At 45.3% G+C, this 25,220-nt stretch carries 28 protein-coding genes; 12 read left to right on the top strand and 16 right to left on the bottom strand.

What is annotated here, in order from left to right; genetic code table 11:
* Positions 1 to 104: 104 nt before the first annotated feature.
* Positions 105 to 2,570, bottom strand: a complete 2,466-nt coding sequence (gene fadE, locus JC606_RS10760) for an acyl-CoA dehydrogenase FadE (protein ID WP_198778580.1) — start codon at positions 2,568 to 2,570, stop codon at positions 105 to 107.
* A gap of 327 nt (positions 2,571 to 2,897) precedes the next feature.
* Between fadE and lpcA the strand changes: the two genes are divergently transcribed.
* Together lpcA and JC606_RS10750 are read left to right on the top strand one after the other, a co-directional pair.
* Positions 2,898 to 3,473 carry a D-sedoheptulose 7-phosphate isomerase gene (gene lpcA / locus JC606_RS10755; RefSeq protein WP_008222941.1) on the top strand — a complete coding sequence of 192 codons (576 nt, stop codon included), beginning with the start codon at positions 2,898 to 2,900 and terminating at the stop codon, positions 3,471 to 3,473.
* Positions 3,474 to 3,540: 67 nt separating this feature from the next.
* A complete protein-coding gene (locus JC606_RS10750) occupies positions 3,541 to 4,386 on the top strand; it encodes a class II glutamine amidotransferase (protein ID WP_063524584.1) in 846 nt (281 codons plus the stop codon).
* Positions 4,387 to 4,462: 76 nt separating this feature from the next.
* Here JC606_RS10750 and purN read toward each other — a convergent pair whose 3' ends face one another.
* Complete coding sequence (gene purN, locus JC606_RS10745; protein WP_128159696.1) at positions 4,463 to 5,137, bottom strand: phosphoribosylglycinamide formyltransferase; 675 nt, start codon at positions 5,135 to 5,137, stop codon at positions 4,463 to 4,465.
* Positions 5,138 to 5,429: 292 nt separating this feature from the next.
* On the bottom strand, positions 5,430 to 6,470 hold the full coding sequence (purM, locus tag JC606_RS10740) for a phosphoribosylformylglycinamidine cyclo-ligase (protein WP_137407888.1): 1,041 nt from the start codon (positions 6,468 to 6,470) through the stop codon (positions 5,430 to 5,432).
* Positions 6,471 to 6,639: 169 nt separating this feature from the next.
* On the opposite strand from purM, the gene upp reads away from it, so the two are divergent.
* Complete coding sequence (gene upp, locus JC606_RS10735; RefSeq protein WP_004738627.1) at positions 6,640 to 7,266, top strand: uracil phosphoribosyltransferase; 627 nt, start codon at positions 6,640 to 6,642, stop codon at positions 7,264 to 7,266.
* Positions 7,267 to 7,406: 140 nt separating this feature from the next.
* Here the strand turns inward: upp and JC606_RS10730 are convergent, their stop codons facing one another.
* Positions 7,407 to 8,645 (bottom strand): uracil-xanthine permease family protein, encoded by a 1,239-nt coding sequence (locus JC606_RS10730; protein ID WP_008222947.1) that lies wholly within the window; start codon positions 8,643 to 8,645, stop codon positions 7,407 to 7,409.
* A gap of 276 nt (positions 8,646 to 8,921) precedes the next feature.
* Between JC606_RS10730 and JC606_RS10725 the strand changes: the two genes are divergently transcribed.
* Entirely contained in the window at positions 8,922 to 10,184 is a 1,263-nt protein-coding gene (locus JC606_RS10725; RefSeq protein WP_198778579.1) for a DUF2066 domain-containing protein, read from the top strand.
* Positions 10,185 to 10,327: 143 nt separating this feature from the next.
* Here the strand turns inward: JC606_RS10725 and JC606_RS10720 are convergent, their stop codons facing one another.
* The 4 genes from JC606_RS10720 to JC606_RS10705 all read right to left on the bottom strand — a co-directional run bounded on the left by JC606_RS10720 (position 10,328) and on the right by JC606_RS10705 (position 13,279).
* Complete coding sequence (locus JC606_RS10720) at positions 10,328 to 10,765, bottom strand: DUF2069 domain-containing protein (RefSeq protein ID WP_137407886.1); 438 nt, start codon at positions 10,763 to 10,765, stop codon at positions 10,328 to 10,330.
* Complete coding sequence (gene wrbA, locus JC606_RS10715; RefSeq protein WP_198778578.1) at positions 10,762 to 11,355, bottom strand: NAD(P)H:quinone oxidoreductase; 594 nt, start codon at positions 11,353 to 11,355, stop codon at positions 10,762 to 10,764. Before wrbA ends, JC606_RS10720 begins: the two co-directional genes overlap by 4 nt.
* Positions 11,356 to 11,361: 6 nt before the next feature.
* A complete protein-coding gene (gene arsC, locus JC606_RS10710) occupies positions 11,362 to 11,712 on the bottom strand; it encodes an arsenate reductase (glutaredoxin) (RefSeq protein ID WP_105025415.1) in 351 nt (116 codons plus the stop codon).
* A gap of 112 nt (positions 11,713 to 11,824) precedes the next feature.
* Positions 11,825 to 13,279, bottom strand: coding sequence for a beta-barrel assembly-enhancing protease (locus JC606_RS10705; protein ID WP_198778577.1), 1,455 nt, complete (start codon positions 13,277 to 13,279; stop codon positions 11,825 to 11,827).
* A 178-nt stretch (positions 13,280 to 13,457) separates the two neighbouring features.
* Here JC606_RS10705 and JC606_RS10700 point away from each other — a divergent pair, with 178 nt between their 5' ends.
* A complete protein-coding gene (locus tag JC606_RS10700) occupies positions 13,458 to 13,697 on the top strand; it encodes a sulfurtransferase TusA family protein (protein ID WP_198778576.1) in 240 nt (79 codons plus the stop codon).
* Positions 13,690 to 14,766, top strand: coding sequence for an AI-2E family transporter (locus JC606_RS10695; protein WP_198778575.1), 1,077 nt, complete (start codon positions 13,690 to 13,692; stop codon positions 14,764 to 14,766). The genes JC606_RS10700 and JC606_RS10695 overlap by 8 nt, the downstream gene beginning before the upstream one ends.
* A 96-nt stretch (positions 14,767 to 14,862) precedes the next feature.
* On the opposite strand, the gene bcp is transcribed toward JC606_RS10695, so the two are convergent.
* Both bcp and JC606_RS10685 read right to left on the bottom strand, forming a co-directional pair.
* Positions 14,863 to 15,333: a thioredoxin-dependent thiol peroxidase gene (bcp, locus tag JC606_RS10690; protein WP_061034333.1), complete on the bottom strand. Its 471-nt coding sequence runs from the start codon at positions 15,331 to 15,333 to the stop codon at positions 14,863 to 14,865.
* A 12-nt stretch (positions 15,334 to 15,345) separates the two neighbouring features.
* Complete coding sequence (locus JC606_RS10685) at positions 15,346 to 15,888, bottom strand: glycine cleavage system protein R (protein ID WP_004741657.1); 543 nt, start codon at positions 15,886 to 15,888, stop codon at positions 15,346 to 15,348.
* A gap of 374 nt (positions 15,889 to 16,262) precedes the next feature.
* Here JC606_RS10685 and dapA point away from each other — a divergent pair, with 374 nt between their 5' ends.
* Both dapA and bamC read left to right on the top strand, forming a co-directional pair.
* Complete coding sequence (gene dapA, locus JC606_RS10680; protein ID WP_004741658.1) at positions 16,263 to 17,141, top strand: 4-hydroxy-tetrahydrodipicolinate synthase; 879 nt, start codon at positions 16,263 to 16,265, stop codon at positions 17,139 to 17,141.
* A gap of 49 nt (positions 17,142 to 17,190) precedes the next feature.
* Positions 17,191 to 18,237 (top strand): outer membrane protein assembly factor BamC, encoded by a 1,047-nt coding sequence (gene bamC / locus JC606_RS10675; protein ID WP_198778574.1) that lies wholly within the window; start codon positions 17,191 to 17,193, stop codon positions 18,235 to 18,237.
* Positions 18,238 to 18,361: 124 nt separating this feature from the next.
* Here bamC and JC606_RS10670 read toward each other — a convergent pair whose 3' ends face one another.
* From JC606_RS10670 to JC606_RS10655, 4 genes are all read right to left on the bottom strand, one after another.
* On the bottom strand, positions 18,362 to 18,568 hold the full coding sequence (locus JC606_RS10670; protein WP_198778573.1) for a DUF2897 family protein: 207 nt from the start codon (positions 18,566 to 18,568) through the stop codon (positions 18,362 to 18,364).
* Between the two features lie 8 nt (positions 18,569 to 18,576).
* Positions 18,577 to 19,251 (bottom strand): M15 family metallopeptidase, encoded by a 675-nt coding sequence (locus tag JC606_RS10665; RefSeq protein WP_198778572.1) that lies wholly within the window; start codon positions 19,249 to 19,251, stop codon positions 18,577 to 18,579.
* 44 nt (positions 19,252 to 19,295) lie between these two features.
* Positions 19,296 to 20,432 carry a succinyl-diaminopimelate desuccinylase gene (gene dapE / locus JC606_RS10660; protein WP_198778571.1) on the bottom strand — a complete coding sequence of 379 codons (1,137 nt, stop codon included), beginning with the start codon at positions 20,430 to 20,432 and terminating at the stop codon, positions 19,296 to 19,298.
* A gap of 128 nt (positions 20,433 to 20,560) precedes the next feature.
* Complete coding sequence (locus JC606_RS10655) at positions 20,561 to 20,908, bottom strand: ArsC family reductase (protein ID WP_004741664.1); 348 nt, start codon at positions 20,906 to 20,908, stop codon at positions 20,561 to 20,563.
* A gap of 205 nt (positions 20,909 to 21,113) precedes the next feature.
* Here JC606_RS10655 and JC606_RS10650 point away from each other — a divergent pair, with 205 nt between their 5' ends.
* On the top strand, positions 21,114 to 21,401 hold the full coding sequence (locus tag JC606_RS10650) for a winged helix-turn-helix domain-containing protein (RefSeq protein WP_198778570.1): 288 nt from the start codon (positions 21,114 to 21,116) through the stop codon (positions 21,399 to 21,401).
* A gap of 51 nt (positions 21,402 to 21,452) precedes the next feature.
* Here the strand turns inward: JC606_RS10650 and JC606_RS10645 are convergent, their stop codons facing one another.
* Both JC606_RS10645 and JC606_RS10640 read right to left on the bottom strand, forming a co-directional pair.
* Complete coding sequence (locus JC606_RS10645) at positions 21,453 to 21,785, bottom strand: DUF4156 domain-containing protein (RefSeq protein WP_198778569.1); 333 nt, start codon at positions 21,783 to 21,785, stop codon at positions 21,453 to 21,455.
* A 12-nt stretch (positions 21,786 to 21,797) separates the two neighbouring features.
* Positions 21,798 to 22,142, bottom strand: a complete 345-nt coding sequence (locus JC606_RS10640) for a DUF2956 domain-containing protein (protein ID WP_137409000.1) — start codon at positions 22,140 to 22,142, stop codon at positions 21,798 to 21,800.
* A 109-nt stretch (positions 22,143 to 22,251) separates the two neighbouring features.
* On the opposite strand from JC606_RS10640, the gene JC606_RS10635 reads away from it, so the two are divergent.
* From JC606_RS10635 to JC606_RS10625, 3 genes are all read left to right on the top strand, one after another.
* Positions 22,252 to 22,713 carry a DUF2919 domain-containing protein gene (locus tag JC606_RS10635; protein ID WP_198778568.1) on the top strand — a complete coding sequence of 154 codons (462 nt, stop codon included), beginning with the start codon at positions 22,252 to 22,254 and terminating at the stop codon, positions 22,711 to 22,713.
* Between the two features lie 65 nt (positions 22,714 to 22,778).
* The gene (locus JC606_RS10630; RefSeq protein WP_102423685.1) at positions 22,779 to 23,702 is read left to right on the top strand and encodes a Dyp-type peroxidase; all 924 of its coding nucleotides are present in this window, start codon (positions 22,779 to 22,781) and stop codon (positions 23,700 to 23,702) included.
* Between the two features lie 121 nt (positions 23,703 to 23,823).
* Positions 23,824 to 24,957: a flagellin gene (locus JC606_RS10625; protein WP_102423686.1), complete on the top strand. Its 1,134-nt coding sequence runs from the start codon at positions 23,824 to 23,826 to the stop codon at positions 24,955 to 24,957.
* Positions 24,958 to 25,220: the final 263 nt, after the last annotated feature.

The raw sequence follows: 25,220 nt of genomic DNA, 5'->3' as shown, positions 1-25,220 counted from the left end.
TGAGAGAGCTACTCAATCTCGCACTCGGAACATGTGACAGTTCATCATATCTAGAATAAAAAAACGGGACTCATAGGAGTCCCGTTTTGTTTTTATAGCTAAATCTAGGCTACGTTATCTATCGATTGGCCCGGATACTGGGGCTTTGCTGCTAGTTCCTCTGGCGAGAAGTCATCAACGTTGATGGTGTACAGTCGATGTTGCTCTGCACTCTCTAACAGTGCCGCTTCTTTCTCAGTCAGAATGCCTTTCTCAAGACCTAATTGAGCGACCAAATCCAGTCGTAGGAAGGCGCGTTTCTGATGCGTCTCTTTACAGACTTTGTCGAACAGAGGCTCAGCTTGAAGAATAACCTCCAATGCTTTCTCGATCTTACCTACGGCATTGTACTGAGTATCCGCTAAGTATTGACCACGGCCGATACGTGAGCGTGTTGCACTTGGTGTTTGTAGGATGTGTGCAACTTTGCTGTCCAGTTTGTCGTTTGGTGCGCGGCGAATACGGCCAAATGGCATCAATACAACACGTAGAAGGCGTCCAACCACTGGGTTAGGGAAGTTTGCTAAGAACTCATCAATTGCCACTTCAGTTTGACGCAAGCTGTCTTGCATACCCCAGTGTACTAGCGGTAGATCTTCTGCATTGCTGCCTTCGCTCTCAAAGCGTTTTAGTGTTGCAGAACCAAGGTAAAGTTGACTCAGGATATCACCTAGACGGGCAGATAGACGCTCTCTACGTTTCAGTGAGCCGCCTAATACAGCCATTGAAATGTCAGACAGTAGCGCTAGGTTAGCACTGTAACGGTTCAGCTGTTGGTAGTAGCGCTTTGTCTGCTTATCGGTGTTATTGGCAGGTGTTGGTGTGTCCGAACCACGGCCATCAGTTAAACCAAACCACAAACTACGAACTAGGTTACTTAGCGTAAAGCTAACGTGCCCTGCTAACGCTGAATCAAACTTGTCTAGAGCATCGCTACTTTCAGAGTAAGCCGCTTCCATTTCATTAAGTACGTAAGGGTGACAACGAATTGCACCTTGACCATAGATGATCATCGAACGAGTCAGAATATTTGCACCCTCAACGGTAATCGCAATCGGAGAGCCTTGGTAGCCACGAGCTAGGAAGTTAGATGGACCCAAGCAAATACCCTTACCACCTACGATGTCCATTGCATCGATGATGCTGCGTTGACCACGGTGCGTACAGTGATACTTAACGATTGCAGAGATAACCGAAGGTTTTTCACCAAGGTCAATACCAGCAACGGTCAGGTTACTTGCTGCATCCATGACATAAGCATTACCACCGAGGCGTGCTAGTGGCTCTTCAACCCCTTCCATGCGACCAATTGGTTGTTTGAATTGGCGACGGATACGAGCGTAAGCGCCCGTTGCAAGTGCCGCTGTTTTGATACCACCCGTTGAGTTTGATGGCAGGGTGATACCACGGCCAACTGACAGGCATTCAACCAGCATTCTCCAACCTTGGCCTGCCATTTTCTGACCACCAATAATGAAATCAATAGGAACGAAAATATCGTTACCTTGAGTTGGACCATTTTGGAAAGGAACGTTAAGCGGGAAGTGGCGGTTACCAATCTCCACACCTTTCAAATCGGTTGGGATAAGGGCACATGTGATGCCAAGGTCTTGTTGGTCACCCAGTAAGCCATCTGGGTCACGCAGTTTAAAGGCCAAGCCAAGTACGGTCGCAACTGGTGCGAGAGTGATGTAGCGCTTGTTCCAAGTTAGGCGCATGCCTAGAACTTCTTCACCTTGCCATTCGCCTTTACATACCACACCGTAGTCTGGGATAGAGCCAGCATCAGAGCCTGCTTCTGGGCTAGTTAGGGCAAAACAAGGGATCTCTTTACCTTCTGCCAAGCGTGGAAGGTAGTGGTTTCTTTGTTCTTCTGTGCCGTAGTGTTGCAACAGCTCACCTGGGCCTAACGAGTTAGGTACACCAACCGTTGATGAAAGGACGCTGGAAACGCCCGTCAGCTTCTGTAGAACCAAAGATTGAGCGTAAGCTGAGAATTCTAAACCGCCGTATTTTTTCTTGATGATCATGGCGAAGAACTTATGGTCTTTCAGGTATTGCCACACTTCTGGCGGTAAATCTGCAAGCTCATGGGTGACTTGGTAATCATTGACCATTTCACACACCGTGTTTACCGGGCCGTCTAGGAAGGCTTGTTCTGCTTCAGACAGTTTTGGATCAGCGATGTTTTGTAGCTTTTTCCATTCAGGCTTGCCTTTAAATAACTCTGCTTCCCACCAAACGGTGCCGGCTTCCAGTGCTTCTTTTTCTGTCTGAGACATTGCCGGTAGTACTTTCTTAAATACAGAAAGCGCTTTTTGGCTGATGAGAGTTTGACGAATGGCTGGGACAGCAAAAATAGCAACCGCTAATAGGTAACAAAGCCAGCCAGTAACCGCTACGTCACCGAATAGCGTTAAAGCTACCATCGTTCCAGTTAATGCGATTAATGCGCGTACCAAGTTAACTCTGTGGTAGAGACAGACACCTAAGATAGCTGTCATGCCGAGTAGGGAGAGCAATATGTTCATGATCGATTTCCTTTTCAGAGATCACTTATTGTTATTAAGTTTTAGGTAAGAGGTCTAACCAGTCAAGTGTAAACAAAATATTAAATATTTGTAAAACTCAAAGTTGGGTAAAAAGTGATCTGAGTAGAGTTAAAGTTCTAATTGTGAGAGGTTGGTGGCGATTATTTGGACGAATCGGCGATGACTGACTAATTAAGGTGGCAATCTTTGGGCTTAAGTGTCGACACTATTTCATGTTTGTGGGTAAACTCAGGTAAAAGAGGGAAAAAACCTCAGCTCTCATGTCGCGCACGTTAAGCTGCGTCATAAAAATAAGAGATAAGCCTTATGTACCAAGACCTAATCAAAAGTGAATTGAACGAAGCTGCTGACGTTCTTAACAAGTTTTTGAGTGATGACCATAACATTGCTCAAATTGAAGCGGCGGCAAAACTGATTGCTGACTCATTCAAACAAGAAGGTAAAGTGCTTTCTTGTGGTAACGGTGGCTCACACTGTGATGCAATGCACTTCGCAGAAGAGCTGACTGGCCGCTACCGTGAAAACCGCCCAGGCTACGCTGGTATTGCGATTTCAGACCCTAGCCACTTATCTTGTGTAAGTAATGACTTCGGCTACGACCACGTATTTTCTCGTTATGTAGAAGCGGTTGGCCGTAAAGGCGATGTGCTATTCGGTCTATCAACGTCTGGTAACTCAGGCAACATCCTAAAAGCCATTGAAGCAGCCCAAGCGAAAGGCATGAAGACTATCGCTCTGACTGGTAAAGATGGCGGTAAAATGGCAGGTTGCGCGGACATTGAAATCCGTGTACCACATTTTGGTTACGCAGACCGCATCCAAGAGATTCACATTAAGATCATCCATATTGTGATTCAGCTTGTCGAAAAAGAGATGGAATAACAGTTTTACAGACATATAGAGCCTAGGTTTGTGGCTCTATTGGTTTTAATAGGGAGTAGATTAAACCATGTGTGAATTGCTCGGTATGAGCGCGAATGTGCCAACGGATATTTGTTTTAGCTTCACTGGTCTTATGCAGCGCGGTGGCAATACTGGCCCACATCGTGATGGTTGGGGGATCACCTTTTATGAGGGCAAGGGCTTTCGTACCTTTAAAGATCCTAACCCTAGCTGTGAATCTAAGATAGCTGAATTGGTTCAAAACTACCCAATTAAAAGCCAAGCTGTTGTCAGCCACATCCGTCAAGCCAACCGTGGTGGTGTTAATCTAGAGAATACACACCCTTTCACTCGTGAGCTTTGGGGAAGATACTGGACCTTTGCTCACAATGGCCAACTATCAGATTACGATGACTTAGTGAGTGGGCGTTTTAGACCGGTTGGTGAAACTGACAGCGAGCGTTCATTCTGTTGGTTACTTAAGCAACTGGAAGAGCGTTTCCCTGAACCACCACAAGACATGGAAGGCATGTTCCGCTTCGTTGCAGAGTGTTGCGACAAGCTACGAGAGAAGGGCGTTTTCAACATGTTGTTGAGCGATGGCGAGTACGTAATGACATACTGTACCAACCATTTGTACTGGATTACGAGACGCGCGCCTTTTGGTAACGCGAGCTTGATCGATGAAGACGTCGAGATTAACTTCCAAGAAGAAACCACACCGAATGATGTGGTGACGGTAGTGGCTACTCAACCCCTCACTGGTAATGAAGAGTGGTTTAGAATGAAGCCGGGTGAATACGCCTTGTTCCATTCAGGTGAATTGATTGGCAATAATCACAAAGAGCTGGAAGATGTCGCTTATGCTCCTAAAAAGGTCGCAAGCCAAGCGCCTACTGAACCATTGAGCTAAACGTCTCATTACTTGATTCGATAAAAAAGGCCGTTAACTGCACTCGTCAGTTAACTGCCTTTTTGTATTTTCGATACTACTCTTCTGCGTAACCGTGTTTGCCTAGTACTTTTCCGTCTAACACCGCTTGTCCATCAACCATAGATAAACGGTCTTCTGCAAACCATTTACAAACCATCGGATAGATTGCGTGCTCTTGAGTGAGTACTCGCCCCGCCAGCAGCTCGGCATCATCGTCCTCAAACACAGGGACTTTGGCTTGTAAGATAACAGGACCACCGTCAAGCTCTTCTGTTACAAAATGCACACTCGTTCCGTGTTCTTTGTCTTTGGCATCAATTGCACGCTGGTGGGTATGTAAACCCGGGTATTTAGGCAACAGAGAAGGGTGGATATTGACCATTTTTCCTGCGTAATGACGAACAAATTCTGAACTCAAAATACGCATATAGCCTGCCAGTACGATTAAGTCTGGTTGATAGGCGTCGATCTGAATCATCAGCTCATGATCAAACTCTTCACGCGAGCCGAAATCTTTTGGATTCACTGAGCGTGCATCGACGCCAGCATTTTTTGCTCGTTCTAAGCCGAATGCTTCTGCCTTGTTTGAGAAGACAGCTTTGACTGAAGCATCAATCATATTGCTATCGCAAGCATCTAAGATCGCCTGCAAGTTACTGCCGCTTCCTGAAACTAACACAACGATATTTTTCTGAGACTGAGTGGTTTTCTGAGAGTGATTGTTTTTCATAAAGTGGGTCATATGATTGATTAACTGGAGTTTATACCAATCACAGTAAGTAAGTGCTCATAAATAGCGCAGGAAAAAGGCTTGAGAACAAGGCAGAGATTTTAGATAAGTAGTTATCCTACAATCAAAATTTCTAACGACGTGATCGAGCGTTTTAACAAGCTAGGATGACCAGTTACTTACTACGATTGGTATCTATATTACCTACATAAACTAAGGTTTTCTGCGGGCCAAATAGCAAAATGAGGACCATTAGGTCCTCATTGATTAACTAATTAAGTGAAGTGCTCACTTAGTTGATTTCAACTTGCTCTTCGCCTGCTTCCGCGTTCGCGATCTCACCGATAACCCAAGCGTTTTCACCTTCAGCTTTCAGTAGTTCAACAGCAGCGTTTGCTTGGTCTTTAGGTAGAGCAACCACAAGGCCTACACCACAGTTGAAAGTGCGGTACATTTCAAATGTTTCCACGTTGCCTTTCTCTTGTAGCCAGTTGAAGATAGCAGGCCATTCCCAGCTCTTACCATCAATCACTGCTTTAGTACCTTCAGGAAGTACGCGTGGGATGTTTTCCCAGAAACCACCACCAGTGATGTGCGAGATAGCATGAATGTCATGCTCAGCGATCATCTTAAGTGCTGATTTGATGTAAATCTTAGTTGGTTCTAGTAGGTGTTCACCGATAGTGCGACCTTCTAGCTCTTCATTCTTATCAGCACCAGAAACTTCTAGAACTTTACGAATTAGAGAATAACCGTTTGAGTGTGGACCACTTGAGCCAACAGCGATAAGTGCGTCGCCTGCAGCTACTTTAGTACCGTCGATGATGTCAGCTTTTTCTACAACGCCAACACAGAAGCCAGCAACATCGTAGTCGTCGCCTTCGTACATGCCCGGCATTTCAGCGGTTTCACCACCGATAAGTGCACAACCAGCTTGCACACAACCTTCAGCGATGCCAGAAACAACGTCTGCTGCTGTGTCTACATCTAGCTTACCTGTTGCGTAGTAGTCTAGGAAGAATAAAGGCTCACCACCTTGAACGATTAGGTCGTTCACACACATTGCCACTAGGTCGATACCAATGGTGTCGTGTTTTTTCAGATCCAAAGCAAGGCGAAGTTTAGTACCAACACCATCAGTACCTGAAACAAGTACTGGCTCTTTGTATTTCGTTGGAAGTTCACATAGGGCGCCAAAGCCACCAATACCGCCCATTACTTCAGGGCGACGAGTGCGTTTAACAGCACCTTTAATACGGTCTACTAGTGCATTACCTGCGTCGATATCAACACCAGCGTCTTTGTAGCTTAGAGAAGAAGTATTACCACTCACGGGATAGTCCTCGAACTTAAGTTGGATGTGAAAACGGCGCTATTCTAACAGGGCTTGAATATGAAGAGCAAACGTTTGCGCGGTTTTTTTTATTAGAATAAAGATTCTGAAATAACCACAGAGTTCGTGTATAATCTACAGGTTTGTTTAAATATTGCCGGAGTTGGAAATGAAAGTTGTTGAAGTGAAACACCCGCTAGTAAAACATAAAATTGGCCTGATGCGTGAAGGTGAGATTAGCACTAAGCGTTTTCGTGAGCTAGCGACAGAAGTGGGTAGCCTTCTAACATACGAAGCGACATCAGACTTTGAAACTGAGCGTGTAACTATTAATGGTTGGGACGGCCCAGTTGAAGTTGACCAAATTAAAGGTAAGAAAGTAACAGTAGTGCCAATCCTGCGTGCTGGTCTAGGCATGATGGACGGTGTTCTAGAGCACATCCCAAGTGCACGTATCAGCGTTGTTGGTATCTACCGTGACGAAGAAACACTTGAGCCAGTACCATACTTCAACAAGCTTGCATCTAACATCGATGAGCGTATCGCTCTAGTGGTAGACCCAATGCTTGCAACGGGTGGTTCTATGATCGCGACTATCGACCTAATGAAAGAGAAAGGTTGTAAGCACTTCAAGATTCTTGTTCTTGTAGCGGCTCCTGAGGGTATTGCGGCTCTAGAAAAAGCGCACCCAGATGTTGAACTTTACACTGCTGCAATCGATGAAAAGCTAAACGACAAGGGCTACATTGTTCCTGGTCTTGGCGATGCTGGTGATAAGATCTTCGGTACTAAGTAATTCGGTTTTTAGATTAAGTGGGTTCCGTTGTTGTAATTTAATGAATTCACTTAATTACACGTATTAATAAAAAGGGAGAGCATTCGATGCTCTCCCTTTTTTTATCTTCCAGTTTGTCGGCATCTAACCAGACTTAACTGTTAGTCGATTTGAGCCTTGTCTACCACAGTGTTGTCACCTAGCTCTTCAGGAAGTACTAGGTTAAGTAGAATCGCCACGATACCGCATAAGCTTACGCCCTGTAGGCTGAAGTCGCCGATACCAAAAGCCATTCCGCCAATACCGAATACTAGGGTAATACCCACAATCACAAGGTTACGTGATTTGTGTAGGTCAACGTTGTTTTTGATAAGAGTATTCAAGCCTACTGTTGCAATAGAACCAAACAGAAGAATCATGATTCCGCCCATTACCGGAACTGGAATAGTTTGTAGAAGCGCACCCAGTTTACCAACCAATGCAAGAACGATAGCGGTTACTGCAGCCCAAGTCATGATTACAGGGTTAAACGCTTTCGTTAGCATCACCGCGCCAGTTACTTCACTGTAAGTTGTGTTTGGTGGAGCGCCCAACATAGATGCTGCTATTGTTGCCACGCCGTCACCTGTTATTGTGCGGTGCAGGCCAGGTTTCTTAAGGTAGTCTTTACCCGTCACGTTAGAAATCGCCAGCATGTCACCTACGTGCTCAACGGCAGGTGCAATCGCAACAAACACCATGAAGAAGATAGCGTTGATGTTGAACTCAGGCATAGTGAAGTTTGGTAGTGCTAACCAAGATGCTTGCGCTACGGGTGCAAAGTCGACTGCGCCATAGAATAGACTCGTAATGTAACCTGCGATAATACCGCCGAAGATAGGCAGTAGCTTTAGGAAACCCTTCGAGAATACGCTGATGATGACGGTAACTAGCAGTGAAACCGATGAGATCCAAAGTGCTGCGTCTGCATCAACCAGTTGAACAGCGCCGTCACCTGTCTTACCTAAAGCCATGTTCACCGCAACTGGTGCCAAGCCTAAACCAATCACCATGATCACAGGGCCTACAACCACAGGTGGAAGCAGCTTATGAATAAAGCCAACGCCTCTCACTTTGATAAGAGCACCCATCAATACATACACAACACCTGCTGCCATTAGGCCACCCATGGTTGCACCAATACCCCAAGTTTGGATGCCAAACATGATAGGCGCGATGAATGCAAAAGAAGACGCTAAGAAGATTGGCACTGAACGGCGTGTAATAAGTTGGAATAAAAGGGTACCGATACCTGCGCCAAAGAGTGCAACGTTGGGATCAAGTCCTGTCAGTAGCGGCACGAGTACAAGTGCACCAAAAGCTACAAACAGCATTTGTGCACCTTGCAATGCATTTTTCATGATATGTCCTTAGATTGGTCGTTATATGAAAAGTGAAAAATAAAATTCGCGCGATTCTATCACTTAGCAATCGATTGCTACACAAAATAGATCAAATTTATTTATCATAGTGATGTTTTATATCGAACAAGGTCCGAAAATTCGGTTTATAAGTTAGCGCTTTATCATGGTCAGGTGATATTTTGTGGTTATTAAACACAGTGGGCGCTAACGACCTTGCCCCTCAATCCATAGTTGCTTATCATCAAGGCACAAGCATTGAATATTAGGATCAATATGCGCTACATAGCATTGTTGTTGATGGGACTATTAGCCTTCCCGAGTTACGCCTTAACTAAAGTCGATATCTTTAGTGCTGAAGTTGCGATTAACGCCGAAGACAAACAACCAGAACAAGTGGCAAGAAATACCGGTATGGAGCAGGTATTGATACGTGCGACTGGTCAAACTGACGTTGCTTCAAATGAGACCATCCAAAAGGCGATGCGTAAGAGTGCGCAGTACATGTCTCAAATGAGTTTTGGTGAGCGCAATGACCAATCAACATTGCGTATGCGTTTTAATGGTGCCCAAATCCGTTCTCTACTGACTCAAGCACAACTGCCGTACTGGCCTGAAACTCGCTCAAACATCTTGGTTTGGCTGGTGGAAGAAGACAGCTTCGATAAGAACATTGTGTGGGAGCACTCGAACTCACCACTTGCTGCTCAAATGCAAGCAAGTGCAAAAGATCGTGGTTTACCTCTGACTCTGCCAGTGGGTGACTTCGACGATATCACTGGTATCGCGACCTCAGATTTATGGGGCAGCTTTGTTTCACCAATTAGCAGAGCAAGTCAACGCTACCCAGTAGATGCAGTGTTAGTGATTAAAGCTCAATCTTCAGGGTTGCGTTGGACGCTGTACGACCAAAAACCAAGTCAGTTAACTAGCGCGCCAACGGCACCAATCACAGGTTCAGTGTCGGGTAACAGTGCAACGGCTTCGAAGAAGCTAGTTGACCAAATCAGTAACTACTACGCGGGTAAAAGCGCGGTGACGGTGGCGAGTGAGTCATCAGAGTCGATTTTAACTCAGTTTATTAGCTTGAATAATGCTCAAGACTTCTTCCAGCTAGAGAATGCACTTAAGCGTCTAAACTCGGTTGCTAGTCTAGATATTCTTAAGATTCAAAACAACGAAGTGACGTTCCGTATTCACTTGCTGTCGACTCAACAAGAGTTTGAGCAAGAAGTGGCAAGTATTCGCCAAGTTGTGAAGGTTGAAGGGTCTTACATCGAACCAGAAGTAAGCCCTGAATTTGAGACACAAGACAACACTATGTCTGTAGGTGATGATTCAACGGCTGTAGTTGATACTGAAGCAACAGCTACTGACGCGGATACTGATGTTCAAGTGATCAAAGGTAATGAAGTTGTTGGTGATGATACGCTAGCTGGCTCGGACGCTAACTCCGAAGGTGCGGGTAGCGAAGCGCTAGAAGCCGCAGCTCCACAGCATGCAAAGCCAAGCTTGGTATACGAGTGGAATCGTAGTTAGGTAATTGCTGACATTCATCGTCTATATGAAGAGTAAGTAGGCGAAGAGAAATAAAAAGAAAGCCCTGCTAGAGAAATCTCGCAGGGCTTTTTGTTTGTTCGATAATTGCTTGAGCTAGCTGATTGGGTATGTCGAATCCAACCTTATTGCTCGAACTTCGCTTTCTCTTTCTTTTCTACTTCAGAAAGGCGCTTAAGCTTGATGCCTAACTCTTTAGCGCGGAAACGGGTAAATAGGATATTTCCGGCGAAGCCAATCGTGGTCAGCAGTAGCTCAACAGCAGCTAATAAGCGTTCACCACCATCTACGTATAGGATGGTTAATGCGTGCAGGAAGTAGAGCATTAAGATGAAGTTTGCCCAAGCATGCGTATAAGGCTTGCCGATTAAAATGCCAGGTAATGGCAACAGTAACGGAACAGCCCAAACGATAGCGAGTGTGACATTGTCTAGGTGAGGATGCGGTGAAAGCGTCATCTGCCAAGCGACAACCCAACCTAACAGTAATAGGTTGCCTGCTAATGCTAGGTAGCGGAATAGCTTTGTCTTAGGAGACATCGCCTTCTCTGACATGTACATCATTGAGAGATTCCCTTCTGATTTATCGCGATGCGCGCGAGGCGTTTGCCTAGGTTCTGCGCCAACTCAATTTCTTCTTTGCTTAATGAAGCATTTTCGCCTGTGCTGCTTGCGCCATAGGGCGTACCACCGGTTTGAGTGGTATGCAATGCAGGCTCTGAGTAGGGGATACCTACCACTAACATTCCATGGTGAAGCAGTGGCAACATCATACTTTGCTGTGTTGTCTCTTGCCCACCATGCAGTGATGAAGAAGAGGTAAATACACAAGCTGGCTTATCGATAAGATCGCCATTGATCCACAATGATGTAGTGCTATCCCAAAAGTGCTTCATCGGCCCAGCCATGTTGCCGAACCAAACCGGACTACCAAGCGCCAAGCCATCACAAGAACGGAGATCTTGAAGTGTGGCGATTGGGTCTGTGGGTTGATAGCGAGAGTCTGGCTGCTCTTCTACGGTATATACATCGTTAACCGTTCTCAGCATAGCTTCACACTCAGGGATAGACTCCACCCCTCGTGCTATCTGCCTTGCGAGAGCTTGTGTGTTGCCGTGACGACTATAGTAGAGAACAAGAATGTTGATGCTCATAGCCGCTTACAGAATCTCTAGTACTTGCTCAGGTGGACGACCAATCTTGGCTTTGTTATTTGCCACAACTACTGGGCGTTCAAACAGTTTTGGATTCGCAGCCATGGCAGAAAATAGGTCTTCATCAGATACAGAAGCATCACCAAGGTTCGCTTCTTTGTAGTCTGTCTCTTTTGTGCGCATCATCTCGCGAACGCTGCTAAAACCAAGCTGAGTGAACAGTACTTTTAGCTGTTCAACAGTGAAAGGTGTGTCTAGGTACTTGATTACTTCAGGTTGTACGCCGTTTTTTTCAAGCAGTTCAAGCGTTTGACGGCTCTTTGAGCAGCGTGGGTTATGATAAATCACGACAGACATGGTTCTTCCTCATTATTATTTTTTATTTAATTTTCAGGAGAGGCCAGCTAATTGGCCTCTTCACTGTATACGTTGAGCTTTGTTCTTTTGGGATTTCCGCGTATTGCTCGGCTTATTGCAGTGCTAAGAAGCGCTCGCGCTGGATCATCAGTTGATCAATTCGAGCATCGTAGCGAGCTTGCTTCAAACTACCGAGTTCTGCGATTTGACTTGCTTGCGTGTAGTACTGAATTGCTTTGTTCCAGTTGGCTTGCAATGCCAAAATTTCAGCGCGAGCAGCAAGATCTTCATCACTGTTTCCAAGGCTCGTGTTCGCTTTTGAGAGCAGATACCAGCCATTGGTGTCATTCGGATTGTCATGCGTATAACGTTGTAATACGCGAATAGCCTCTGCAAAGTCTTCTTTTTCAATCAAGGCGTTTGCATAGTTGATAGTAAGAACTGGGTTGTTTGGCTGACGGACCAAAGCAGGCTTTAACTCCTTAATGGTAAGCTCAGGCTTTTCCTGTTCAATGTGAAGGTCGGAAATCGCATCCAAATAGAATAGGTTAGTCGGATCACTGGTAATCAGCTTGGTCAGTATAGTCTCAGCGTTATCAAATTTTTTAGAGTCGAGGTAAACCAACGCTTGTCCGTACTCTAACGAAGGGATGACCTCTTTTGGTGCCTTTTTCAATTGGCGAGAGAACCAGTCCAGTGAAGCTTCACTATTGATACCGGCATATCGAGCAACGATTCGGGCTCTTGCTAAGTGGTAATCTAAGGATGGAGCAAGCTTTAGCGGTGGATAACTGCGAGCGCGAGCACGAGAGTCGGTAATACGGTCTTCTGGTAATGGGTGAGTCAACAACATCGGTGGTGGTGTGCTGGCATAACGGTATTCATCAGCTAAACGGCTGAAGAAGCGTGGCATTGCGTTTACGTCAAATCCAGCCTTGGCGAGTGTGTTGATACCGAAGCGATCGGCTTCTTTCTCATTACTACGAGTGTAGTTGATTTGACTCTGCATGTTACCCGCGGTGGTTGCGGTTAAGGCCGCAATACCGGCTTCAGGTGCGGCAATCGCCAGTAATATGGAGCCGGCAAGCGCTGCAATAGTCGCAGGAGAGCGACGCGCTTGATCTTCCATACTACGCGCTAAGTGACGCTGCGTAACGTGTGCGATTTCGTGCGCTAACACAGATGCAAGTTCACTTTCCGACTTTGCATGTAAGAAAAGACCCGAGTGCAGCGCAACATAACCGCCAAAGAAAGCGAAAGCGTTGATGTTGCGGTCACGGATCATAAAGAACTGAAAAGGGGTTTTTACGTCATTGGCATTCGCGACAAGGCGATGACCTAGTGTGTCGATATAAAGGTTTAGAACTGGATCATTGATGACAGGCTGGCTGCTTCTGATGATGCGCATGTACGCATCACCATAGATGAGTTCTTGATCGATAGTGAGTGTGCCGCCAGCCGCGGTGCCGATGTCCGGTAAATCCAAGCTGTTGGTGTTAGCCAACGTTGGGGTGCTTAATGTGGCTGCAATGCATAAGCAAGCAATTGAACGAGCGCGTTTAAACATATTAGTCAGTAATACTCCGTTTCTTCTGACAGTAAGACAAGGGCAATGCAAATTGGTTCTTTATCTGGTTTAACCTTTGTTAAGTGCGTGCGCTATCCTGAAGGAAGATGAATCAATGATGGCACGTTTTCAAAAACAGATTACAATATGCCCCTTATAATAAGCATCGAGCCCAAGAATGACACCTAATATTCTAGATTTACGCAAAGAGCGCTGCCCAATGGCGTTATTATTAGCCAAGCGTCACAGTGTAAAGTTAGAAGTAGGGCAATCTTTGTCAATTTATGTATCAGATAACAGTTCGATGAAAGATATTGTTACGTTTTTGTCTAAGCAAGCTTATGTTGTCATGACAGAGGTTTGTTCTAATTACCACCATCTCCTCGTCACTAAAAAGGAATCGCAGTCAGATGCTTGAAATGGTCAGTCGTTGGTATAAACGACGTTTCTCTGATCCACACGCTGTCAGTTTGGTTGCCATCATTCTATTCGGCTTTATTACTATCTACTTCTTTGGTCACCTGATCGCACCATTGTTGGTGGCGATTGTCTTGGCTTATTTGCTCGAGTGGCCAGTGACTCAACTTCAACGACTCGGTATTCCAAGGACGCCATCGGTGATGTTGGTGATCTTGATGTTCTTTAGCTTAATGCTTTTAGCGATATTCGGGTTAGTGCCAACCATTTGGGAGCAAGTGGGCAACCTGATCAATGATATTCCTAGTATGTATGGTAGCTTGCAGAAGTTCATTGCAACGATTCCAGAGCGTTACCCTGAGCTGGCCAACTTACAGATTGTTGAATCTGTGATGTCTAACGCGAAGAACAAGGCGTTAGGTATGGGGGAAAGTGTGGTGAAAGGCTCATTGGCGTCTCTGGTTAGCTTAGCGACGCTAGGTGTTTATCTTATCTTAGTTCCACTGCTTATTTTCTTCTTACTGAAAGACAAAGAAGAGATGATCAGAATGGCAAGTGGTGTGCTTCCTCGAAACCGTCGTTTAGCGACTAAAGTATGGGAAGAGATGAACGAACAAATCTCGAATTACATCCGAGGTAAGGTGCTAGAGATTTTAATCGTGGGTAGCGTCAGCTATGTTACTTTTGCGATTTTAGATCTTCGTTACTCTGTGTTGCTCGCGGTTGCTGTCGGTTTCTCGGTATTGATCCCATACATAGGTGCAGCGGCGGTAACCGTACCAGTTGCCATTGTTGGCTTGTTCCAGTGGGGGCTTGAGCCTCAATTCTACTGGCTGTTATTGGCTTACGGCATCATTCAAGCCCTAGATGGTAACGTGTTAGTGCCGGTTCTGTTCTCTGAAGCTGTGAATCTACACCCTGTTGCGATTATTGTGGCGGTGTTAGTGTTTGGTGGGCTTTGGGGATTCTGGGGCGTGTTTTTCGCAATTCCACTGGCAACCTTAGTGAAGGCGGTTTGGAATGCTTTACCTAGCCATGCATTAGATGATGACCCTGTGCATCATCATTAACGAAAAATGAATGACAAAAAGGCGACTATCGATGATAGTCGCCTTTTTAATTTGTCTTGATTAGTAGTGAGTCTAGTTAGCTCACCTCAACAAGCATTAAGCTTCTTGGTTGAAGTACTCTAGAACCACTTCGTGGTGAGTTTTTGTCTTGAACTTGTTGAAGACGTGCTCAATCTGACCTTCTTCGTCAATTAGGAAGCTAATACGGTGTAGACCATCGTAAACCTTACCCATGAACTTCTTCTCACCCCAAACACCGAACTGCTCAGCAACACTGTGGTCTTCGTCAGATAGTAGTGTGAAGTTGAGAGACTTCTTCTCAATGAAGTTAGGTAGGCGTTTCACTGGGTCGATGCTAACACCCAGAACAACCACGTTCAGTGCATCTAGCTCAGCTTTGATGTCACGCAGACCTTCTGCTTGAACGATACAACCCGGAGTCATTGCTTTTGGGTAGAAGTAGAAAAGTACTTTTTTACCCTTGAAGTCACCAAGAGATACGATATTGCCATCTTGATCTGGAAGAGAAAAAGCAGGTGCTGGAACACCAGCCGTTAGCGTATTCATGATATTTCCTTTTTAAAGACTGTTTTTAATAAAGTTGAGCGAGCCTTGGACTGATAGGCTCTGACACAGCGAGTTGAATTCTTCTTGTAGCTGCATCAAATTACATTCTGACTGCACAGAAGCGGTAATAGAGATATGGAATTGGTCGTTATCGAGCTGGACCTTAGATTTATTGATCGTTTGTGCGCTCAGTGAGTCGAGGCCGATGTCTCGGTCTGCAAAGAACTGTGTGAACTGCTCGGTCAGGCCGAGTTTGTCATCTGACTCAACGAACACTTCTAGCGTGTAGGAGTTCTCTACCACATCGTGCGGAGAGGTGCGCTTCATAATCGTAATCAAGTCGTGCTCTTGGCCAAGCAAGGGCAGGGTGGTTTCAACACGGGTGATGTTGTTTGCTTTACCAGACAGTAGCATGATAAGCGTAAATTCTTCGCCAAACAGGGCGATACGGCTATCAATAATGTTACAGCCTGATTGGGTGACCAAGTGGACCACTTGGTTACAAACACCTGGGCGATCTGTGCCCACAGCTGTGATTACTAGATGTTGAGTCATAAAATCACGTCTCTATATATTCCATTGATTCATGCATGTTAGCACAGTTAGCAGGAGGAATAAGCGTGCGAGCGGGGCTTTTTATGACTCATCTTGCGTCTAACTGGCAACAAATGATAAGAATATCTAAAACGCGGAAACGCAAGTTTGTCGAGTGGCTGCACAGCTTACCTGATACTGACATCGACGGGTTTGCTATCCGTTAGATTGAGCTCAGGTTATCCAAATTTTAGGCTGAACGGCGTCATAAGCCGTTTTACCTCAAACATACGACAATATTTCATACCGATGTTGCCGCTAAGCCACTTTAATGTCTTGTGTTTATTGATTGGCTTACAGTAACATGCAAAAAGAATAAATTAAGGGAGATAGACATGTTTTCAGGAAGTATCGTTGCGCTAGTTACGCCATTTAACGCAGATGGCGAAGTGGATTTCGACAGCCTTAAAAAGTTAGTTGAGCACCATGTTGCTGCAGGTAGTGATGGTCTGGTTGCGGTTGGCACAACAGGTGAGTCGTCAACACTCACAATTGAAGAGCATGTCAAAGTCGTCAATAAGATCGTTGAATTTGCTGATGGTCGTATCCCAGTTATCGCAGGTACAGGCGCTAATGCTACGCACGAGTCAGTGCTATTCAGTCGTTTATTGAACGGTTCTGGTATTGCGGGTTGCCTGAGCGTAACGCCTTACTACAACAAACCGACTCAAGAAGGTTTGTACCAACACTACAAAGCGATTGCTGAAGTAAGTGACGTTCCTCAAATCCTATACAATGTACCGGGTCGTACTGCTGTAGACCTATTACCAGAGACAGTTGCTCGCCTTTCTGAGATCGAAAACATTGTTGCACTTAAAGATGCGACGGGTGATCTCGACAGAATTGCAATTCACCGTGAACTTTGTGGCGAAGATTTTATCTTACTAAGTGGTGATGACTTAACAGGCCTAGAATTTGTTAAGCGTGGTGGCGATGGTGTGATTTCTGTAACGAATAACGTTGCAGCGGCTGATATGGCTACTATGTTCAAACTTGCGAAAGAAGGTAAGTTTGAAGAAGCAGAAGCGATCAATGAGCGCTTGATGCCTCTACATAAGAATTTGTTCGTTGAGTCTAACCCTATTCCCGTAAAATGGGCGGTTCATAAAATGGGTCTGATTGCTGAAGGTGGCTTACGCTTACCTCTGACTGAACTGTCGGAACCAGCTCAACCTGTTGTTGCTCAAGCAATGACTGAAGCGTGTATTTACTAAAAACGTATGAAGTGATGCCGAAGCGAACCTTCGGCATTTAGGAGTATAAATGAAGTATTCTCACCAGCTAGTGATTGGGTCACTGGCTGTTTTCGTTCTTACAGCATGTTCTGGCAGCCCGACTCAACGTCGTCAAGCCAAAGATGATTTCGAATACTTAGAAACACCTGAGTTTTCACAATGGCAGCTGCCTGAAGATGCTCAGCCTCAGTTCTACCCCAATTTTGACATCCCGAGCGGTGACTTCACTGGTGGTGTCGGCCCTGCCGTGGATATTCGTCCACCACAACAGGTTCTTGAGTTGATCCCTGGTGCTCGTGCTGAGCGTCAAAACGGTGAAGTAACGTTATGGTTGCTTCGTGCAGAAGAAGCAGACCGTGTATGGCAAACGGCTGTCGACATGTTGGCTCAACGTGGTATTGGTATTCGTGAACAGTCTGAGAACGAGATTGAGACCGATTGGGTTACTTGGGTTTCTGAAGACGAAGACGTAGAGATCGGCAGCCGCTACTCTATCTCTCGTTTCCAAGCGAATAACCGTCATGGCTTCAAGATTAACCTTATTGATTGGCGTGAAGGCAACAAAGAGAAACCAGTTACGGCAACCAACAAAGAGCGTTACAACGCTTTCCTAACCAATTTAGTGATGGCTAAGTACGATGAAAACCTTCGTGCTGAAGCGGCTCTGAAAGCACAAGAGCTAGTGAAGCGCATTCCTATCTCGATGGGCTCTGACCGCAGTGGTTTCCCTGTGATTATTGCTCGTACGCCATACAACGTATTCTGGCAGCGTCTGCCGACCTTGTTGCCGGCGATGGGCTTTGAGCTTGAAGAGCGTAACCAATCTCAGGGTACGGTTAAAGCTAAGTACGCAGCGCCAGATGATAAGTTCTGGGAAGAGGTTGGTTTACAGCCTGTTGATCTAGCGCCAGGTACATACAACTTCCTATTTGGTGACCTTGGTAACCGTACGTCAATTAACGTGACGGACGCATCAGGTAAGCCAGTAGAAGAAGAGCTACTTAAGTCACTGGTTCCTGTTCTAGCACACGTTGCAGACCAAACCAAAGATGATAAAGCGGCGGAAGCTGAGTAAGCAAACCTTGATAGGTTAAAGGGCCTCGGAAAATAGGCCCTTTTAGTTCAGCCAATGTTTCAGTGTAAACAAATAAAAAGAGGACACATTGTGTCCTCTTTTTTGTGTTCGTTTGACCGTAAGATTAGCTACCTTTGGTCTCTTTCGATTGAGTTTTCTCTTGGTTCTGCTTATCTAGACGATTGAGCTTGTCCAAGTTGCTCTCTCGTTTGCTACGGCTTGTTTTGCCAAGATCCGTATTAGCGGTCTGTTTTAGAGCTGCGATGTTACCTACCACAACGCTAATCACGATGATGATGATAACCCAAGGGTTTGTAAGCCACTCTAACATAAGCGCTCCTAATGGCTGATGTTTGCTATGAAGCGCGCATAGATATCGTCTAGCTGCTCCATAATAATCTCATACCCTAATACTGGCTTAGATTTGAGCTGCTTGCCAAGTAAAGTCGGGGATAACTGTGATAAACACAGCTCCGAAACGCTACGATGGCTAATATGCCAAGGTTCTATCGCCACACCGCCAAGGTCTTGGCTATACGGGAAAAAGAACCCAAATTGTGCAGCATTCGCAGAGAGCCATTGATAAAACGCTTGCTGGTGGCCGGTAAGGTATTCCCATGGCTCTAGTTGTAGCTGTGTGTCTTCAGGGAGGTGATTACGAGCAAACACATCGAAGTCACAACCCCAATGGTGGCGACTCGCTCCAGGAAGCGCAGACCATCTCAGAATCGCCGACAGCTTTTGATGTTCAGTCAGTGTTGAAGCATCAAGTGGTTGGCTATCAGAGTTTAAGATCGGGGCTTCACCAGAAAACTTACGGTTCCATATCAGCGATTGCCTTTCATAGTCACGAAAGCCACTGGCGATCTCCATTTTAAAGCCAGCAAGCTGAGCAGCCTCAATCAAACTGTTTAGGTCATCGATAACGTCACTGTGTACCAAGAAGGTCTTAGTACCAATTAGTGTCGGTGCCAGATGAGAATCTGATTGTCCGGTAAGCTGCTCTGGTGTCATAACGCGTCTCTAATGTTTGGAAGTGATACTTCGCTAGGAAAGATCTATTTAGCGAACAAGTTCACCAACGTTCTTTCGTACATGTCAGTTAGCTTCTCTAAATCCGCCACTTTCACGCATTCGTTAACCTTGTGAATGGTCGCGTTTACTGGGCCAAGTTCAACCACCTGTCCGCCCATACGTGCAATGAAGCGACCATCAGATGTACCGCCAGTTGTCAGCAGCGCTGGTTTCACATCATTGACGTGACCAACAGCATCAACAATCGCATCAAGCAGTGAGCCTGCGTCTGTTAGGAACGGGTCGCCGTTGAAGGTCCACTTAAGATCGTATTCGAAATCGTATTTATCGAGCGTTGTTGTCACGCGCTCAACGATAACGTCATTGCTTAATTCAGTACTAAAACGCAGGTTAAACTGAACATTAAACTCACCTGGAATCACGTTAGACGCGCCAGTACCTGCACTCACATTCGGGATCTGGAAACTGGTTGGTGGGAAGTAGTCATTACCTTGGTCCCATTCAGTCGTCGCTAGCTCGTGAATTGCCAGCAGAGAGCTGTGTACCGGGTTATTTGCTAGGTGAGGGTAGGCAACATGACCTTGTGTACCTTTAATGGTTAGATCGCCTGTGATAGAGCCGCGACGGCCGTTCTTCACCACATCGCCCACAAACTCAGTGCTTGATGGCTCACCAACAATACACATGTCAATGTTCTCACCACGTGCCATCAGAGCTTCAACAACACGTACTGTACCGTTGATGAAAGGGCCTTCTTCATCAGAGGTGATAAGGAAGCCGATTGAACCAGAGTGGTCTGGGTACTTTTCAATAAATTGCTCTACGGCAACAATCATTGAAGCCAGAGAACCTTTCATGTCTGCCGCACCACGGCCGTGTAAGTAGCCATCAACGATCGTTGGTTCAAATGGTTTGTTGTTCCATTGTTCGATTGGGCCAGCTGGAACCACGTCGGTGTGACCTGCGAAAGCAAATAGAGGTGCTTCGGTACCACGACGAGCCCAGAAGTTCGTCGTATCTTCAAATACCATCACTTCGATTTCAAATCCGAGTGATTTTAATCGATTAATCATCAGCTCTTGGCAGCCCGCATCTTCAGGGGTTACCGATTGACGGCTAATGAGGTCTTTTGCCAGAGCCAGAGTTGGGCTATCTGTCATCCTTGAATTCCTTGTTTAAATAAAACGTCGAGTCATTAATTTCAGGCGTTGAACAGAGCACGCTCTACGCCTTGTTATCTGTTCTAATATTGCTTATTGCGCAAGTTGTTGATTATAAAAGTGACTGATCACGCAAAAATAGCCGCGTACTGGTCAGCTTTAAAGCCGATGTGAAGTTTGCCATCGACTTTTAAAATAGGGCGCTTGATCATCGCTGGTTGTTCAACAAGCAGAGTGATTGCCGTTTGCTCTGTTAACGTGTCTTTTTGCTCTTGAGAAAGCTGACGATAAGTCGTGCCACGTTTGTTTAGTACAAGTTCCCAACCAAGCTCTGAACAGAAGCTTGTTACCAACTCTTCAGTGATGCCTTGTTTGCGATAATCGTGAAATTCGAACTCGATACCTTCAGCTTCGAGCCATTTCTTTGCTTTTTTAATCGTGTCGCAATTTGGGATACCAAACATTGTGATAGTCATTATTGTTCCTCTGGGTGATTTTCTTTCATTGTTATGAGTTGAATCCTATCAGGAAGCGGCAATTCAGACAAAATAGAGTGAGGAATATTTCATTGAGCGAAAAAAAACAGTAAGAAAATGTCACTATTGGAGACTTATTGATCAGCCTCAACATGTTGTCAGCGAAAAAAGAAATAATTGAGTTGTACATATATAGGAGGTGTCAATGGAGTTGAGTCCTGTTTTTGCAAGGCGGCTATATTTAGCATTGTTAGTTGAAAGCATTGATAGGCCAAATGTGCCTAAACTCATCGAAAAAACGGGTTGGCCTCGTCGTACTATTCAAGATGTACTCAAGGCGTTACCGGGGATCGGTATCGAACTTATGTTTGTTCAAGATGGGCGACGTCATAATGATGGCTATTACCAGTTATCCGACTGGGGACCATTTGACAGTCAGTGGGTTCTCGAACGAAAAAGCGATATAGCAACAAGCCTTGGATTTAGCGTATAAGCCAGCGAAAGCTGGCTTTCTTTTTTGTATGGCACGCAGTAGAGCTGTTGGTTACTCGCAAAGATAAGCAGTGCCTAACATGGTAACCGAAGTGGCAAAATCTTGAGGTAAGGTAAAGATGACTGTGTTTGCACCAAGCTCAATGGTATTGGTTTTGAGTTCGTTCATCGCACCCTGAATCAAGGTGTCATTCGGGTAGAATAGGTAGCTGTACCAATGGCCTTCGCTACCAGTGACTTCCCCTTTGTACGCGCACTTGCTGATATCAATCAGTCCATGATAATCCATTTGTACTTGGTCAGCTTCGCTATGCGGGACTGTCGTCGGTGTCGTACACCCCAACAACATGCCGCTCACGGCTAATGCCATCCATTCCTTTTTCATACGTCTATCCTGTTATTGCATCAAATAAATCGCAAAACCTACCCAGCTCGCGAACAATAGTATCCACGGTAACTTACTTGAGTGATTTGATGTCGCTTCAACACTCGATGTTGCATTGCGCTCTTGTTCTATCGCCGCTTGTTGAGTTTGCTTCTCTTTTTGTACACGTTTTTTGGCTTTATCAGCTTGACGGTTGCGTTCCTTTTGCTGCTTCTTGTAAAGCGCGATGCCTTTCTCAATACCTTGGGCAATTAATTTGGTTTGTTCTTTGGTTTGGGCTGGCTTTTGAGTCGCTTTGGCTATCTTCAGTGCTTCTTGTTGTGATTCAACAGAGGGTGTATTAGTTTTCTTTTTCATGCTGAGTTCGATAATTAAAACGGATTAGCTAATAAGATAACGCAAACCTAGTTAAGTATGAATGATTTGCGTTAAAGTGTTGGTTTGAAAACAAGTGAAAGTGAGATTTGTGCGGTACTCCATAGAACAATACGACAAGCACGGCTTCTTAAAAGCACCCATCTTATTATGGTTAGGTTGGCTGTTTCTTGCGAAAGCTCTCGTCGTTTTCATCGTTGCAGGTGCAAGTAGAGAATCGGGAACTGATATTCTCGAGATCATCTACCCAGATCATCATATGTTTTATGTAGGGATCGCTTTGAGTGTCCCTAGCTTGATACTGATGTGGTTATTTGGGCTAAGATCTCCAGATAGAAAGCGCCTCAATAAAGTGGTGTCTTGGGGGCGTTGGGCCACTATGGCTGCTATTGTGGGGCAGGGTTCCCATACAATTTATTTAATCTATTTGGATAACGGTTGGTTCCGTTGGTCAAATGGTCTCACCCTATTGTTGCTGCTGTGGTTTGCGCTTTATCTAACCAATAGCTATACAGCACGGGATTGCTTTAAAGTGGTTGAGCACGAAGACTGATTCTCATCAAAACATTTGTCCCATTCACCATTATACTTAGAAGCTAAAACTGGAAGGAATAATCTATGCTTAATGTCTCAAATGAGCAGCCTAACGTTCAAAGTGCTATTTTGCCTGAAGCTGGGCCTTTCGCTCTTTACGTTCAACTTAAAGTGAATGCTAACACTGCTAATGTACTAGCTGAAATTCAAAAGATTCCAGCGCTAATCGAAGAGCTGAATCAGACTCAGCCAGATGCAAACCTAACGGCTTCGGTTGCATTCTCTAAAGCGTTTTGGGATAAGTTCGAGCAGGCAGCTCCCTCTGATCTAATTGATTTCCCTGCGCTTGGTGAAGGTGATGTTACAGCACCTAGCACGCCAGCAGATGTGTTGATTCACTGCCATTCAAACCGACACGATCTGCACTTCTTCATCTTACGTAAATTGCTATCTGAAGTAGCAGCAGACGTTGAAGTGGTTGATGAAACTTACGGTTACCGCTTCCTAGACTCTCGTGACATGACGGACTTCGTTGATGGTACTGAAAACCCGAAAGACGCACAACGCGCTGAAGTCGCGATTGTTCCTGAAGGTGAATTTGCGGGTGGTAGCTACGTGATGGTGCAGCGCTTTGTTCATAACCTTCCAGCTTGGAACCGATTGAATGTATCGGCGCAGGAAAAAGTGGTTGGTCGTACTAAGCCTGATTCAATCGAGCTCGATGATGTTCCAGCAGCGTCTCACGTTGGTCGTGTAGATATTAAAGAAGAAGGCAAAGGCCTTAAGATCGTTCGTCACAGCTTACCTTACGGCACAGCAACGGGTGATCACGGCCTACTGTTTATTGCTTACTGTAACGTGCGCCATAACTTCGACGCGATGCTAGAGAGCATGTACGGCGTAACTGATGGTAAAACAGACCAACTGCTTCGCTTTACTAAAGCGGTGACTGGCGCGTATTACTTTGCTCCTTCAACTGAGATGTTGAGTGCATTAACGATTAAGTAAGTCGTCTCAAAAAGAATAAACAAAGGGAGCCTCAGGGCTCCTTTTTTATTAAAGCTTTATATGAATTGGTCGATATAAGAGCAATCGTGAGTTTTATTCCTCTTTTTGTAAGCGAAGGTCTATGGCTATAACTGTTAATACCAATGTCTCAGCGCTGGTGGCCCAGAGAAACCTCTCTAATGCCAATAACATGCTGAACCAATCTTTGGAGCGCTTGGCTTCAGGGAGTCGTATTAACAGCGCTAAAGACGACGCTGCTGGCCTACAAATCTCCAACCGCTTGGAAGCGCAGATGAGTGGTATTGATGTCGCTGTGCGTAATGCGAATGATGGTATATCTATCATGCAAACCGCTGAAGGTGCGATGAATGAAACCACCAATATCATGCAGCGCATGCGCGACTTGTCTCTACAAGCAAGCAACGGTTCAAATAGCCAGTCCGAAAGAACGGCGATTCAAGAAGAGATTACCGCCTTAAACGATGAGCTGAATCGTATTGCAGAGACCACTTCTTTTGGTGGCAAAAAACTTCTCAATGGTAACTTTGGTAGTACGTCATTTCAGATTGGTGGTAGCTCTGGCGAGGCGGTACAAATCGGCCTCAAAAGTATGCGTACCGATGACATCAACATGGGTGGTTTTAGTTATGTCGCTAATGGCATGGCCAATGACTCGTGGGCAGTGAAATCAAATCAGAATGATATGACGATGTCGTTTACCGATCGTTTTGGTCAGCCTCAAGAGATCATCATTAATGCGAAAGTCGGCGATGACATTGAAGAGTTGGCGACCTACATAAATGGTCAAACGGATCTGGTCTCAGCTTCGGTTAATGATGATGGGCAGCTTCAAATCTACATGTCTGGTGAAGATACCTCTGGCACTATCTCTTTCTCTGGTTCACTCGCGAGTGAACTGTCGATGTCGGCGGGTTACTATGAGTCGGTGAATGACATCAATGTGACGGATGTGGGTGGTGCGCAGCGTGCTGTTTCTATTTTAGATACCGCGATGAAGTACGTGGATAGCCATCGCTCTGAATTAGGCGCAATGCAAAACCGCTTCGACCACGCCATTAACAACCTTGAAAATGTTCATGAAAACTTGGCGACCTCAAACAGTCGAATCAAAGATACCGATTACGCCAAGGAAACGACTCAGATGCTAAAGCAGCAAATTCTGCAGCAAGTTAGCACCACTATTCTGGCTCAAGCGAAGCAAGCACCTAACCTTGCCTTAACCTTGTTAGGTTAATCAATTACTTTAAATCTCATAACACCATTTCAGTTTATTTGGCTTCTTTGGTTAATAAAAACACAAAACCTCGCTCGACGGACTTCTCGACAACTTTAGCGTTTTTCTTATCTTTTTTTTGATAAATTTATTACCAGTCACGCTTTCTTCTCCTTTATCGCTATTTCTTTAATTTTATGGTTTTTTTCCTAAAGGTTTCGCCAATTACGCCGTTATTAAAAGTAACTTTGAGAGAACTACTTGGTTTTCCGAGACGTCGGAAA

This window comes from Vibrio sp. IB15 (genome assembly GCF_016406055.1).
In the GTDB taxonomy this organism is placed as follows: domain Bacteria; phylum Pseudomonadota; class Gammaproteobacteria; order Enterobacterales; family Vibrionaceae; genus Vibrio; species Vibrio chagasii.
Note: the sequence above shows the minus strand (reverse complement) of the source record. Positions and strands in the feature narration are given on the sequence as shown.

What these genes read in the sequence shown, in the direction of transcription:
- fadE (WP_198778580.1), bottom strand. Translation starts at nt 2,570, where the DNA reads ATGAACATATTGCTCTCCCTACTCGGCATGACAGCTATCTTAGGTGTC.
- lpcA (WP_008222941.1), top strand. Translation starts at nt 2,898, where the DNA reads ATGTACCAAGACCTAATCAAAAGTGAATTGAACGAAGCTGCTGACGTT.
- JC606_RS10750 (WP_063524584.1), top strand. Translation starts at nt 3,541, where the DNA reads ATGTGTGAATTGCTCGGTATGAGCGCGAATGTGCCAACGGATATTTGT.
- purN (WP_128159696.1), bottom strand. Translation starts at nt 5,137, where the DNA reads ATGAAAAACAATCACTCTCAGAAAACCACTCAGTCTCAGAAAAATATC.
- upp (WP_004738627.1), top strand. Translation starts at nt 6,640, where the DNA reads ATGAAAGTTGTTGAAGTGAAACACCCGCTAGTAAAACATAAAATTGGC.
- JC606_RS10730 (WP_008222947.1), bottom strand. Translation starts at nt 8,645, where the DNA reads ATGAAAAATGCATTGCAAGGTGCACAAATGCTGTTTGTAGCTTTTGGT.
- JC606_RS10725 (WP_198778579.1), top strand. Translation starts at nt 8,922, where the DNA reads ATGCGCTACATAGCATTGTTGTTGATGGGACTATTAGCCTTCCCGAGT.
- JC606_RS10720 (WP_137407886.1), bottom strand. Translation starts at nt 10,765, where the DNA reads ATGATGTACATGTCAGAGAAGGCGATGTCTCCTAAGACAAAGCTATTC.
- wrbA (WP_198778578.1), bottom strand. Translation starts at nt 11,355, where the DNA reads ATGAGCATCAACATTCTTGTTCTCTACTATAGTCGTCACGGCAACACA.
- arsC (WP_105025415.1), bottom strand. Translation starts at nt 11,712, where the DNA reads ATGTCTGTCGTGATTTATCATAACCCACGCTGCTCAAAGAGCCGTCAA.
- JC606_RS10705 (WP_198778577.1), bottom strand. Translation starts at nt 13,279, where the DNA reads ATGTTTAAACGCGCTCGTTCAATTGCTTGCTTATGCATTGCAGCCACA.
- JC606_RS10700 (WP_198778576.1), top strand. Translation starts at nt 13,458, where the DNA reads ATGACACCTAATATTCTAGATTTACGCAAAGAGCGCTGCCCAATGGCG.
- JC606_RS10695 (WP_198778575.1), top strand. Translation starts at nt 13,690, where the DNA reads ATGCTTGAAATGGTCAGTCGTTGGTATAAACGACGTTTCTCTGATCCA.
- bcp (WP_061034333.1), bottom strand. Translation starts at nt 15,333, where the DNA reads ATGAATACGCTAACGGCTGGTGTTCCAGCACCTGCTTTTTCTCTTCCA.
- JC606_RS10685 (WP_004741657.1), bottom strand. Translation starts at nt 15,888, where the DNA reads ATGACTCAACATCTAGTAATCACAGCTGTGGGCACAGATCGCCCAGGT.
- dapA (WP_004741658.1), top strand. Translation starts at nt 16,263, where the DNA reads ATGTTTTCAGGAAGTATCGTTGCGCTAGTTACGCCATTTAACGCAGAT.
- bamC (WP_198778574.1), top strand. Translation starts at nt 17,191, where the DNA reads ATGAAGTATTCTCACCAGCTAGTGATTGGGTCACTGGCTGTTTTCGTT.
- JC606_RS10670 (WP_198778573.1), bottom strand. Translation starts at nt 18,568, where the DNA reads ATGTTAGAGTGGCTTACAAACCCTTGGGTTATCATCATCATCGTGATT.
- JC606_RS10665 (WP_198778572.1), bottom strand. Translation starts at nt 19,251, where the DNA reads ATGACACCAGAGCAGCTTACCGGACAATCAGATTCTCATCTGGCACCG.
- dapE (WP_198778571.1), bottom strand. Translation starts at nt 20,432, where the DNA reads ATGACAGATAGCCCAACTCTGGCTCTGGCAAAAGACCTCATTAGCCGT.
- JC606_RS10655 (WP_004741664.1), bottom strand. Translation starts at nt 20,908, where the DNA reads ATGACTATCACAATGTTTGGTATCCCAAATTGCGACACGATTAAAAAA.
- JC606_RS10650 (WP_198778570.1), top strand. Translation starts at nt 21,114, where the DNA reads ATGGAGTTGAGTCCTGTTTTTGCAAGGCGGCTATATTTAGCATTGTTA.
- JC606_RS10645 (WP_198778569.1), bottom strand. Translation starts at nt 21,785, where the DNA reads ATGAAAAAGGAATGGATGGCATTAGCCGTGAGCGGCATGTTGTTGGGG.
- JC606_RS10640 (WP_137409000.1), bottom strand. Translation starts at nt 22,142, where the DNA reads ATGAAAAAGAAAACTAATACACCCTCTGTTGAATCACAACAAGAAGCA.
- JC606_RS10630 (WP_102423685.1), top strand. Translation starts at nt 22,779, where the DNA reads ATGCTTAATGTCTCAAATGAGCAGCCTAACGTTCAAAGTGCTATTTTG.
- JC606_RS10625 (WP_102423686.1), top strand. Translation starts at nt 23,824, where the DNA reads ATGGCTATAACTGTTAATACCAATGTCTCAGCGCTGGTGGCCCAGAGA.